Origin of the sequence: Roseicella frigidaeris (genome assembly GCF_003258945.1) — a bacterium.
Taxonomy (GTDB): domain Bacteria; phylum Pseudomonadota; class Alphaproteobacteria; order Acetobacterales; family Acetobacteraceae; genus Paracraurococcus; species Paracraurococcus frigidaeris.
In genome coordinates, this window is sequence record NZ_QLIX01000002.1 from 555506 (window position 1) to 566742 (window position 11237).

Consider the following 11237-nt stretch of genomic DNA (forward strand, 5'->3'; position numbering starts at 1 on the left):
AGATGGACTCACCTGATCGGGTGAAGATGCTCTGAAAACAATAGTCTAGGTTGCTTCCCGTGAACCGGTGTCCACGGGAGGCGCCCTAGCTCACGCTGCCCTCCAGCAGCTCGCCGAAGCGGTCGTAGCTGCGGCCGTTGAAGCGCTGCAGCTGCATCTGCCGGATCGGCCGGTAGTTGGTTGGGCTGGAGTTCAGCCGGATGCCCGGCAGCAGCGTCGGCACCTCGACATCCTTGAGGCTTGCCGCCTGGCGCATAATGTTCTCGCGCGAGGCGTCCTCGCCGCATTGCCGCAGCACCTGCTCCATCGCCCGCGCCGCGCTGTAGCCATAGACCGAGTTGGCATCGGTGAGGTCGGCATCCGGCAGGTAGCGGGCCATGAAGGCGCGCCATTCCAGCATGCCGGCATCCTTCGCCCAGGCCGGATCGGTCGGATCCTTCATATAGGCCGCGGTGGTCAGGCCGACCGCCTTCTCCATCCCGGCCGGCTGGATCACCACGCCGACGGAGTTGGCGCCGTAATGCACGCAGGTGGTCGGCTTCCAGCCGATCTCGTGCAGCTTGCGAATGGCCATGGAGGCGAATTTCGCGGTGACCGCCAGGACCAGGCCCTGCGCCCCGCTCTGCTGCAGGGTCAGGATCTGCTGGTCGATGGTCGGGTCGGTGCTCTCGTAGCTCAGCACCTTCGTCGCTTCCTCGAACCGCGCCCCCAGCACGTCGCGCACGCCATGGACGTAGTCGCGGCCGAAATCGTCGTTCTGGTGCAGGATGGCGATCCGCCCGCCGGGATGCGTGGCGAGGATGTGCTTGGCGTAGAGCTGCGCCTCGATCCGGTAGGAGGGCGGGAAGCCGATGGTCCAGGGGAACTCCTTGTAGTTGCTCCACTTGTCGGCGCCGGTCGAGGGAAACAGGTTCGGCACCTTGCGCTGGTTGGTGTAGCGCAGGATGGCGCTGTTGGTCGGCGTGCCGAGGTTGCTGAACAGGCAGGCCACCTGGTCCTGCTCGACCAGCCGCCGCACCTGCTCGACCGTCTTCGGCGGGCTGTAGGCGTCGTCATAGGTGAAGAAGCGGATCTTCCGGCCGGCGATGCCGCCATCGTCGTTCAGCTTGCGGAAATAGGCCTCCATGGTCTTGCCCTGGATGCCGAGGCTCGAGACCGGGCCGCTATAGGACATGGTGTTGCCGATGCGGATCTCGGTGGCGGTGACGCCGGGCGAGGCCTGCGCGGCGGCGAGGCGCGGGGCGGCGAGCACGGCCGTGGCCGCGCCCCCGAGGAGCGTGCGACGGGTGGTCATGGACGGATCTCCCTTTTCCTGTGGCGGTTTGCCGTTGTCTTGGGCGGGCCGGCGCGCCGGCCGCCTGCGGGCAGCCTAGGCCGAAGCCCCGCCGGCCCGCCACCGCCTCCGCCGGGCCATGCCCCCGCCGCAGGAACCACCCCCGCCCCACCCTGCCCGCGGCCCCGCGGGCCGATTCGCGCCTGCGGGCGTACCGTCCTCCGGCGATCTGCTCTAGAACCCCCGACGCGCCGGCAGCCCGGCCCGCTTCGGGCCGGGGCGGCGCAGACCAGGGATCAGGAATCCAACCGATGTCGCTCCCCGATTTCGCCCGCTTCAGCGCCGGTCTTGCCGCGGGGCATGGCCAGGTGCTGTGGCGGGAGCGGGTCGCGGATCTCGACACGCCGGTCGGCACCTTCCTCAAGCTCGCGCATGGCCGGCCCAACAGCTTCCTGCTCGAGAGCATCGAGGGCGGCGCCGCCCGCGGCCGCTACTCCGCCATCGGCCTGGAGCCGGACCTGATCTGGCGCTGCCGCGACGGCCGGGCCGAGGTGAACCGCCACGCCCTGGCCGCGCCGCATGCCTTCGAGCCCGCCGCCGAGCCGGCGCTCGACAGCCTGCGGGCGGTGATCGCCGCCACCCAGATGCCCCTGCCGCCCGGCCTGCCGCCCATCGCCACCGGCCTCTTCGGCTATCTCGGCTACGACATGGTGCGGCTGGTCGAGCGGCTGCCGGCGAAGAACCCGGATGTCATCGGCATCCCCGATGCGGTGCTGCTGCGGCCGACCCTGGTCGCGGTCTTCGACCATGTCCGCGACGCGCTCAGCCTCTTCACCACCGTCTGGCCCCAGGGGGAGGGCGCATCGGCACTCGATCCGCGCACCGCCTGGGAGGCCGCCCAGGCGAGGCTGGACGAGGCGGAGGCGGCGCTCGACCGCCCCCTGCCGCGCCCCGCCGCGCCGGTCAGCCTGCCGGCCCTGCCGGAGCCGTCGAGCAATTTCACCCGGGAGGGTTTCGTCGCCGCGGTGGAGCGGGCGAAGGAATACATCCGCGCCGGCGACTGCTTCCAGATCGTCCCCAGCCAACGCTTCTCCCTCCCCTTCGCCCTGCCGCCCTTCGCGCTCTACCGGGCGTTGCGGCGGATCAACCCGGCACCCTTCCTGTTCCATTTCGACTTCGGCGGCTTCGCCGCGGTCGGCGCCAGCCCGGAGATCCTGGTGCGGTTGCGCGACGGGGCGGTGACCATCCGCCCCCTCGCCGGCACGCGCCGCCGCGGCGCGACGCCGGAGGAGGACAAGGCGCTGGAGGCGGAGCTGCTCGCCGATCCGAAGGAGCGGGCCGAGCACCTGATGCTGCTCGACCTCGGCCGCAACGATGTCGGCCGCGTCGCCGAGATCGGCAGCGTCCGGGTGCCCTACCAATTCCAGATCGAGCGCTACAGCCAGGTGATGCATATCGGCTCCGAGGTCGAGGGGCGGCTGCGGCGCGGCCTCACCGCCGTCGACGCCCTGGCCGGCGGCTTTCCCGCCGGCACGCTGACCGGCGCGCCCAAGGTGCGGGCGATGGAGCTCATCGAGGAGCTAGAGCCCTCCCGGCGCGGCGTCTATGCCGGCGGCTTCGGCTATTTCGGCGCCGATGGCGGCATGGACACCTGCATCGGCCTGCGCATGGCGGTGGTGAAGGACGGCGTCATGCATGTCCAGGCCGGCGCCGGCGTGGTGGCCGACAGCGACCCGGTCGCGGAATACGAGGAGACGCGGCAGAAGGCGCGCGCCCTGTTCCGCGCCGCCGAGGAAGCGGTGCGCTTCGCCGCCGGGCGGAAATAGGCCTGTCGCGCGGCGCGGGCGCAACGGCCCGCGCCGCGCGGGTTTGACACCGCGCCGCAACGGCCGCCTACTGCCGCCGCATGGCGGCCCGAGAGTCGCCCCGTCCAGGAAAGACGCGCGACCGCCCTGCCCCGCAGGCAAGTCCGTGCGTGCGGCAGGAGGATCCCCCGGCCATGTTCGGCTGGCTACGCGAGCTCAACGAGAAGGAGCGCAAGACCATGATCGGCTGCCTCGGCGGCTGGTCGCTGGATGCGCTCGACGTGCAGATCTTCAGCTTCGTCATCCCGACGCTGCTCACCCTCTGGGGCATCAGCCGCGCCGATGCCGGCATGCTCGGCACGGTGACGCTGCTGGTCTCGGCGCTCGGCGGCTGGCTCGCCGGCGCGCTGTCGGACCGCTACGGCCGTGTCCGGGTGCTGCAGATCACCATCCTCTGGTACGCCTTCTTCACCTTCCTCTGCGGCTTCGCGCAGGACTTCAACCACCTCTTCATCTTCCGCGCCCTGCAGGGCCTCGGCTTCGGCGCCGAGTGGTCGGCCGGCGCGGTGCTGATGGGCGAGGTGATCCGGGACCGCTTCCGGGGCCGCGCCGTCGGCTTCGTGCAGTCCGGCTGGGCGATCGGCTGGGGCGCCGCGGCGCTGCTCTATACCGTCATCTTCGCCCTCCTGCCGGAGGAGACCGCCTGGCGGACCATGTTCTGGATCGGCCTGGCGCCGGCGGCGCTGGTCTTCTGGGTGCGCAAGCATGTCGACGAGCCGGATGTCTTCAAGGCGCAGCAGGCGCGCCTCATCGAATCCGGCCGCTCGCCGCTCAGCCAGCTCCTGGTCGTGCTGAAGCCGCCCTATCTCTCGACCACCTGGAAGGTGGCCTTGATGGTCACCGGCGCCCAGGGCGGCTCCTACGCCCTCTCGGTCTGGCTGCCGACCTTCCTCCGGACCGAGCGGCACCTCTCGGTGCTGAACACCGGCAGCTACCTGCTGGTGCACATCGTCGGCGCCTGGTTCGGCTTCATCGTCGGCGCGGTGCTGGCGGATGCCATCGGCCGCAAGGCGACCTTCCTCATCTCGGCCATCGGCTCGGCCATCTCGGTCGTGCTCTATGTGACGATGCCGATCTCGGACACGGTGATGCTGCTGCTCGCCGCGCCGCTCGGCTTCATCCTCTACATGATGTTCTCGGCGATGGGACCCTTCCTCACCGAGCTCTACCCGACCGAGGTGCGCGGCAGCGGCCAGGGCTTCTGCTACAATGTCGGGCGCGCCTTCGGCGCCCTCTTCCCGGCGCTGGTCGGCTTCCTGTCGCAGCGCCTCGGCCTCGGCCCGGCCATCGCGGTCTTCGCCGCCGGCGCCTACGGGCTGATGATCATCGCGCTCCTGATGCTGCCCGAGACGCGGGGGCGCGATGTCCGCAGCATCGCGATGGCCGGAGAATAGCCATGACCCGCCCCTGCCCCGGCCCGCGCCCCGTCACGAGCAAGCCCGGCTGGCGCGCGCCGCCCGGCGCGACCGATTGCCACATGCACATCTTCGGGCCTTATGACCGCTACCCGCTCTCGCCGGGGCGCGGCTACACGCCGCCCGAGGCGAGCCTCGCCATGTACCGGGAGATGCTCTCGACCATCGGCCTCGAACGCACGGTGGTGGTGCAGCCGAGCGTCTACGGCACCGAGAACGAGGTCAGCCTCGCCGCCGTCGAGGCGCTCGGCCGCGACCGCGCCCGCGCCGTGGTGGTGGTCGATGAGAGCTTCGACCTCGCCGCGCTGCGGGCCATGGGGGAGCGCGGCGCCTGCGGCGTGCGCTTCAACGCGGTCTCCGGCAACGGCACGCCGCTCGAGCAGCTCAAGGCGCTGGCGGAGCGGCTGGCGACCCTCGGCTGGCACCTGCAGCTCTATGCCCACAGCGCCGAGCTGGTGGCGTTGGAGGCCCTGCTCGCCCGGCTGCCCTGCCCGCTCGTCATCGACCATATGGGCGGGTTGCAGGCGAGCGCGGGGGGCACCGCCGATCCCGGCTTCAAGGCGATGATCCGGCTGCTGGAGGGCGGCGCCTGGGCCAAGCTCTGCGGCTACCGCTCCTCGGCGGGCGCCCCCTATGCGGATGTCGATGCCATGGCGCGGGCGATGATCGCCGCGGCGCCGGAGCGCTGCGTCTGGGGCACCGACTGGCCGCACCCCTCGCTGGCCAGCCCGGAGGCGGTGCCGGATGACGGGGTGCTGCTCGACGCCCTCGGCCGCTGGGCGCCGGGCGAGGCGCAGCGCCAGGCGATCCTGGTCGACAACCCGGCGCGGTTCTACGGATTCTCCTGATCCCCACGACACCGCGGCGCGGCGTCGCGGGGGGGGCCCTTCATTCGCTCGATGCCAAGCCAGCGTCACAGCCTGTCGCGGCCAAGCCGCGCCAGGGCAACGGGCGGCCGAACAGGCGGGATCGGCGGCGCAGGGGCGTTGCGTCGGGGGCGCGGCGGAGCTAGTCTTGCCGCCATGTCCAGAGAGACGCGCCCCGCACTGCGATTTTGGTACCGCTGGTACACACCGGCGGCCTAGGATCTCGCGCAGCGCAGAGACACACCCGAAGCCGCCACCTGCTGGCGGCTTTCGCGTCTCTGGACCTTTTCAAGCGAATGCAGCCGGCCCGTGGCGGTCCCCACCAGGAGGCCAGCATGCAGCAGCGTAGCGATTTCGATTTCGACGTCATCAGCGGCCCCTCGGCTCCGCCGCTGGTGCGCACCGCGCCGCAGCCGGGCACGCCCGCCCCGGCCGAGCCGCGCGAGGCCGCCCCAGCCGAGCCGCCGCCCCGTGGCTGAGCGCCTGCCCGGCGGCCGCCCGTCCGCCGCCCCCTTGCTTGACCGGTCCGCGCACCGGCCCGAGAGTGCCGCGCCATGATCCTGCTGATCGACAATTACGACAGCTTCACCTTCAACCTCTACCATGTCCTCGGCGATCTCGGGGTGGAGATCGAGGTGCGGCGTAACGACGCCCTCACCAGCCAGGAGGCGCTGGCCCTGCGGCCGGAGGCGATCCTCCTCTCGCCCGGCCCCTGCACCCCGAACGAGGCCGGCATCTGCCTGCCGCTGATCGGCGCGGCGGCCTCGGCCGGGGTGCCGCTGATGGGCGTCTGCCTCGGCCACCAGGCGATCGGCCAGGCCTTCGGCGGCAGCGTCGTCCGGGCGCCGGAGCCGGTGCATGGCAAGGTCTGGGACGTGCACCACCGCAACACCGACCTCTTCGCCGGGCTGCCGGACCCGTTCCGCGCCACCCGCTACCATTCCCTCGTCGTGCGGCGCGAGGACCTGCCGGCGGAGCTGGAGGTCACGGCCTGGACCGAGGACGGGCTGATCATGGGCCTCGCGCACCGCACGCTGCCGATCTGGGGCGTGCAATTCCACCCCGAGAGCATCGCCAGCCAGCACGGCCATGACCTGCTGCGCAACTTCGTCTCGCTGGCCAGGGCGAAGGCGCTGACGCCGGCATGAACACGCTGAAGCCGGTGCTGGCCCGCCTTGCCGCCGGCGAGCGGCTGGCCGAGAGCGAGGCCGAGGCCGCCTTCGGCATCATCATGGCCGGCGAGGCGACGCCGGCGCAGATCGCGGCCCTGCTGATGGCCATGCGGGTGCGCGGCGAGACGGTGCCGGAGATCACCGGCGCGGTTCGGGCGATGCGGGCCCGGATGACGGCGATCGAGGCGCCGCCCGAGGCGATCGACATCGTCGGCACCGGCGGCGACGGCTCGGGCAGCCTCAACATCTCGACCGCGACGGCGCTGGTGACGGCCGCCTGCGGCGTCCCGGTCGCCAAGCATGGCAACCGGGCGCTCTCCTCGCGCTCCGGCGCCGCCGATGCGCTGGCCGCCCTCGGCATCAACCTCGACGTGCCGCTGGAGCGGCTGGAGACGGTGCTGGCCGAGGCCGGCATGGTCTTCCTCTGGGCGCCGCGGCACCATGCCTCGATGCGCCACGCGGCCGGGCCGCGGGTGGAGCTCGGCACCCGGACCATCTTCAACATCCTCGGCCCGCTGGCCAACCCGGCCCGGGTCCGCCGCCAGCTCACCGGCGCCTTCTCGGCGCAGTGGCTCCGGCCGATGGCCGAGACGCTCGCCCGGCTCGGCACCGAACGCGCCTGGGTGGTGCATGGCCAGGGCCTCGACGAGATCGCCCTCTGCGGCGAGACCCAGGTGGTGGCGCTGGAGGACGGGGCGCTGCGGGCCTTCACCATCGCCCCGGAGGATGCCGGGCTGGAACGCGCCCCGCCGGAGGCGATCCGCGGCGGCGAGCCGGCGGAGAACGCCGCCGCCCTGCTGGCGTTGCTGCAGGGCGCGCCCGGCGCCTATCGTGACATCGTGCTGCTGAATGCCGCGGCGGCGCTCCTCGTCGCCGGCCGGGCCGGCGATCTCCGCCAGGGCGTGGCTCAGGCGGCCCGGGCCATCGACAGCGGTGCCGCATCGGGCGTCCTCGCCCGGCTCAAGGAGGCCACCCTCGCATGACCGTCCCCCACCCCCCCGGCATGCCCCTCGGCACGCCATGAATGCCCCGCACCTGACCCTGCCTGTCCGCGACCTGCCGGACACCCTCGCCCGGATCCTCGCCGACAAGTACGAGGAGGTGCGGGAGCGCGCCGCGGCGACGCCGCTCGCCGAGATGGAGCGGCAGGCGCGCAATGCGCCGAAGCCCCGCGACTTCGTCTCCGCCCTCTGCGGCGCCGTGGCCGATGGCCGGGTCGGGCTGATCGCCGAGATCAAGCGGGCGTCGCCCTCGGGCGGGCTGATACGCGACCCCTTCGAGCCGGTGGCGCTGGCCGAGGCCTATTGCGAGGGCGGCGCCACCTGCCTCTCGGTGCTGACCGACGAGCCCTATTTCCAGGGTTCCCCCGAGCACCTGGTGCAGGCCCGCGCCGCCTGCCCGCTGCCGGTGCTGCGCAAGGATTTCATGGTGCATCCCTGGCAGGTCCACGAGGCGCGGGCGATGGGCGCCGACTGCATACTGCTGATCATGGCTGCCCTCTCCGATCCGCAGGCGCATGAGCTGGAGGATCTCGCCCGCAGCCTCGACATGGCGGTGCTGGTCGAGGTGCACGACCGCGCCGAACTCGACCGGGCGCTGGGGATGGAGACGCGGCTGATCGGCGTGAACAACCGCAATCTCAGGACCTTGAAGACCGATCTTGCGACTTCAGACGAACTGGTGCCGCTGATCCCGGCGGATCGCATCCCCGTGGCCGAGAGCGGCATCCGCACGCCCGAGGATGTCCGCCGCATGGCCGCCGCCGGGGCCCGTTGCATCCTCGTCGGCGAGCATCTGATGCGCCAGCCCGATGTCAGCGCGGCGGCGCATGCGCTCGTCCATGCGCTCTGACCGCGTCTGAGGTGGAGGGCGCAACCCCTTGAGCGACCTCACGCATTTCGACGAGCAGGGCCGTGCCGCCATGGTCGATGTCTCGGCCAAGGCCGAGACCGCGCGGGTCGCGGTCGCCCGCGGCGCGGTGGTGATGGCCCCGGCCACCCTGGCGCGCATCGAGCAGGGGCAGATCGGCAAGGGCGACGTGCTCGGCATCGCCCGCCTCGCCGGCATCATGGCGGCGAAGCGGACCAGCGACCTGATCCCGCTCTGCCACCCTCTGATGCTCTCAAAGGTGACGGTGGACCTCTCGCCGCTGCCGCCCGACCGGGTCGAGATCGAGGCCCTGGTGAAGCTGACGGGCCGCACCGGGGTGGAGATGGAGGCCTTGACCGCGGTCACGGTGGCGGCGCTCACGGTCTACGACATGTGCAAGGCGATCGATCGCGGCATGCGCATCGAGGCCGTGCGCCTGGTGCACAAGTCGGGTGGCAAATCAGGCCTCTATGAGGCGGAGTGACCATCGGACGTGATGTCCCGCCGCCTGGGATTTGCCGCAGGACCAACAGGTTCGGGGAGGGGTCGATGATCTCGGTCGAGGAAGCCCGCAGCCGCATCCTCTCGGCGCTCGAGCCCACCCCGGCCGAGACGATACCGCTTGCCTGCGGCTGGGGCCGGGTCCTGGCCCGCCCAATCGTCGCGCGGCTGACCCAGCCGCCCGCCGATGTCTCGGCCATGGACGGCTATGCGGTCCGCGCCGCCGAGGCCACCGCCGGCGCCCTCCTGGCGGTGACCGGCAGCGCCCCGGCCGGCCATCCCTTCGCGGGCGCCGTCGGCCCGGGCGAGGCGGTGCGCATCTTCACCGGCGCCCTCGTCCCGCCCGGGGCCGATGCCATCCTGCTGCAGGAGGATGCCGAGGCTGCCGAAGGCCGCGTGCGGGTCACGGAGACGGTGCGGCCGGGCCGCTGGATCCGGCGCCAGGGCCTCGATTTCACCGAGGGCGAGGCCCTGCTGCCGGCCGGCAAGCGGCTCACCGCGCGGGATATCGGCCTTGCCGCGGCGGCGAACCATGCCTGGCTCGCGGTGCACCGGGCCCCGCGCATCGGCATTCTGGCCACCGGTGACGAGATCGCCCTGCCGGGGGACCCGATCCCGGCGGGCGGCATTGTCAGCAGCAATGCCCACGCTCTGGCCTCGCTGGTCCGCGCCGCCGGGGGCGATCCCCTGGTGCTGCCGATCGCGCCGGACGATTCCCAGGCCATCGCCGAGGCGGCGCGCGCCGCCCGCGCCTGCGACCTCCTCGTCACCACCGGCGGGGCGAGCGTCGGCGATCACGACCTGGTGCAGTCGGCGCTTGGCCCGCAGGGCTTCGCGCTCGACTTCTGGAAGATCGCGATGCGGCCGGGCAAGCCGCTCATCTGGGGGCGGCTGGGCGCGACGCCGGTGCTCGGCCTGCCGGGCAATCCCGTCTCCGCCCTGGTCTGCTCCGTGCAGTTCCTGGTGCCGGCGATCGCCCGCCTCTCCGGCCTGCCGGGCGGGCCGCCCCGCACCCTGCAGGCCCGGGCCGGCGCGGCGCTGCCGGAGAACGACCGCCGCTTCGACCATCTGCGCGCCAGCCTCGATGCCGCCGCGCCCGGCCTGCCGGTCGCCACCCCCTTCCCCCTGCAGGACAGCTCCATGCTGAAGGTCCTAGCCCGGGCCGAGGCGCTGATCCTGCGGGCGCCGCATGCCCCGGCCCTTGCCGCCGGCGAGACGATCGAGGTCATCCCCTTGGGCGATCTCGGCATTTGAACGTCCTGCCTGTGGAAAACCGTTTGACCCGACGCGGAGAACCTATCTAGAACGTCGAGACCCGGTTGCCCCTTTGTTCCCGCATCGCGGGAGGGTTGCACCGACCGGGCACGGAGGCGACGCGGTGCTCACGCGCAAGCAGCACGAGCTGCTGATTTTCATCGACAAGCATCTGCGCCAGACCGGCTTCTCTCCTTCCTTCGAGGAGATGAAGGAGGCGCTGAAGCTCAAGTCCAAATCCGGCATTCACCGGCTGATCACCGCGCTCGAGGAGCGCGGCTTCCTGCGCCGGCGGGCGCATCGGGCCCGAGCCCTCGAGGTCATCCGCCTGCCCGAGAATGTCGCGCCGCGCCGTGCGGCCGAGGCGTCGGCCCCCGCCCCGGCGCGGGAGGCGGGGTTCGCCCCCAATGTCATCCGCGGCAATTTCGCCCCCGGGCTGAGCGGCGTGCCGAAGGCGGCGAACGAGACCGCGGCGGTGCAGTTGCCGCTCTATGGCCGCATCGCCGCCGGCCTGCCGATCGAGGCGATGCGCGAATCGGGGACCAGCATCGAGGTGCCGGCGGCGCTCCTCGGCGCGGGCGAGCACTATGCCCTCGAGGTGGCCGGCGATTCGATGATCGAGGCCGGCATCCTCGACGGCGACACGGTGATCATCCGCCGCGGCGAGACGGCCGAGAACGGCGCCATCGTGGTCGCGCTGGTGGATGAGAACGAGGTGACGCTGAAGCGGCTCCGCCGCCGCGGCAACTCGATCGCGCTGGAGGCGGCGAATCCGCGCTACGAGACGCGCATCTTCGGCCCGGACCGGGTGCGCGTGCAGGGCCGGCTGATCGGCCTGCTGCGCCGCTACTGAGGGCTTCGTCGGCCCATGGCCGTTGGCGCTGCGGCATCGCCCGATCAGGTGAATCCACCTGATCGGGATCTGCTCTAACAGGCTGCTGAAGAAGTCGCACGCGACGGGGGATTTCTGGTCTGGGGACGATTTTGCCGGTTGGCGGTGGTGTGCTGACTGCCTTTGTTTG

Annotated in this window: 11 protein-coding genes; 10 read left to right on the top strand and 1 reads right to left on the bottom strand. The window is 71.9% G+C overall.

What is annotated here, in order from left to right; all coding sequences use genetic code 11:
* Window positions 1-85: 85 nt before the first annotated feature.
* Complete coding sequence (locus DOO78_RS05425) at window positions 86-1294, bottom strand: ABC transporter substrate-binding protein (protein WP_111468682.1); 1209 nt, start codon at window positions 1292-1294, stop codon at window positions 86-88.
* Between the two features lie 290 nt (window positions 1295-1584).
* Here DOO78_RS05425 and trpE point away from each other — a divergent pair, with 290 nt between their 5' ends.
* The 10 genes from trpE (at window position 1585) to lexA (ending at window position 11068) form a co-directional block, all read left to right on the top strand.
* Entirely contained in the window at window positions 1585-3099 is a 1515-nt protein-coding gene (trpE, locus tag DOO78_RS05430; protein ID WP_111468683.1) for an anthranilate synthase component I, read from the top strand.
* Window positions 3100-3272: 173 nt separating this feature from the next.
* Window positions 3273-4532 (top strand): MFS transporter, encoded by a 1260-nt coding sequence (locus DOO78_RS05435; protein WP_111468684.1) that lies wholly within the window; start codon window positions 3273-3275, stop codon window positions 4530-4532.
* Window positions 4533-4534: 2 nt separating this feature from the next.
* The gene (locus DOO78_RS05440; RefSeq protein ID WP_111468685.1) at window positions 4535-5401 is read left to right on the top strand and encodes an amidohydrolase family protein; all 867 of its coding nucleotides are present in this window, start codon (window positions 4535-4537) and stop codon (window positions 5399-5401) included.
* A 353-nt stretch (window positions 5402-5754) separates the two neighbouring features.
* A complete protein-coding gene (locus tag DOO78_RS27370; protein ID WP_165838731.1) occupies window positions 5755-5898 on the top strand; it encodes a hypothetical protein in 144 nt (47 codons plus the stop codon).
* 75 nt (window positions 5899-5973) lie between these two features.
* A complete protein-coding gene (locus DOO78_RS05445; protein WP_111468686.1) occupies window positions 5974-6567 on the top strand; it encodes an anthranilate synthase component II in 594 nt (197 codons plus the stop codon).
* Entirely contained in the window at window positions 6564-7574 is a 1011-nt protein-coding gene (gene trpD / locus DOO78_RS05450; RefSeq protein ID WP_111468687.1) for an anthranilate phosphoribosyltransferase, read from the top strand. The genes DOO78_RS05445 and trpD overlap by 4 nt, the downstream gene beginning before the upstream one ends.
* A 37-nt stretch (window positions 7575-7611) precedes the next feature.
* Entirely contained in the window at window positions 7612-8442 is an 831-nt protein-coding gene (gene trpC, locus DOO78_RS05455; RefSeq protein WP_111468688.1) for an indole-3-glycerol phosphate synthase TrpC, read from the top strand.
* 28 nt (window positions 8443-8470) lie between these two features.
* Window positions 8471-8944, top strand: coding sequence for a cyclic pyranopterin monophosphate synthase MoaC (gene moaC, locus DOO78_RS05460; RefSeq protein ID WP_111468689.1), 474 nt, complete (start codon window positions 8471-8473; stop codon window positions 8942-8944).
* A 65-nt stretch (window positions 8945-9009) separates the two neighbouring features.
* Window positions 9010-10215 (top strand): molybdopterin molybdotransferase MoeA, encoded by a 1206-nt coding sequence (locus tag DOO78_RS05465; RefSeq protein WP_111468690.1) that lies wholly within the window; start codon window positions 9010-9012, stop codon window positions 10213-10215.
* Between the two features lie 124 nt (window positions 10216-10339).
* Window positions 10340-11068 carry a transcriptional repressor LexA gene (gene lexA / locus DOO78_RS05470; protein ID WP_111468691.1) on the top strand — a complete coding sequence of 243 codons (729 nt, stop codon included), beginning with the start codon at window positions 10340-10342 and terminating at the stop codon, window positions 11066-11068.
* Window positions 11069-11237: the final 169 nt, after the last annotated feature.

What these genes read in the sequence shown, in the direction of transcription:
- trpD (WP_111468687.1), top strand. Translation starts at nt 6,564, where the DNA reads ATGAACACGCTGAAGCCGGTGCTGGCCCGCCTTGCCGCCGGCGAGCGG.
- DOO78_RS05440 (WP_111468685.1), top strand. Translation starts at nt 4,535, where the DNA reads ATGACCCGCCCCTGCCCCGGCCCGCGCCCCGTCACGAGCAAGCCCGGC.
- trpC (WP_111468688.1), top strand. Translation starts at nt 7,612, where the DNA reads ATGAATGCCCCGCACCTGACCCTGCCTGTCCGCGACCTGCCGGACACC.
- DOO78_RS27370 (WP_165838731.1), top strand. Translation starts at nt 5,755, where the DNA reads ATGCAGCAGCGTAGCGATTTCGATTTCGACGTCATCAGCGGCCCCTCG.
- DOO78_RS05445 (WP_111468686.1), top strand. Translation starts at nt 5,974, where the DNA reads ATGATCCTGCTGATCGACAATTACGACAGCTTCACCTTCAACCTCTAC.
- trpE (WP_111468683.1), top strand. Translation starts at nt 1,585, where the DNA reads ATGTCGCTCCCCGATTTCGCCCGCTTCAGCGCCGGTCTTGCCGCGGGG.
- DOO78_RS05425 (WP_111468682.1), bottom strand. Translation starts at nt 1,294, where the DNA reads ATGACCACCCGTCGCACGCTCCTCGGGGGCGCGGCCACGGCCGTGCTC.
- DOO78_RS05435 (WP_111468684.1), top strand. Translation starts at nt 3,273, where the DNA reads ATGTTCGGCTGGCTACGCGAGCTCAACGAGAAGGAGCGCAAGACCATG.
- DOO78_RS05465 (WP_111468690.1), top strand. Translation starts at nt 9,010, where the DNA reads ATGATCTCGGTCGAGGAAGCCCGCAGCCGCATCCTCTCGGCGCTCGAG.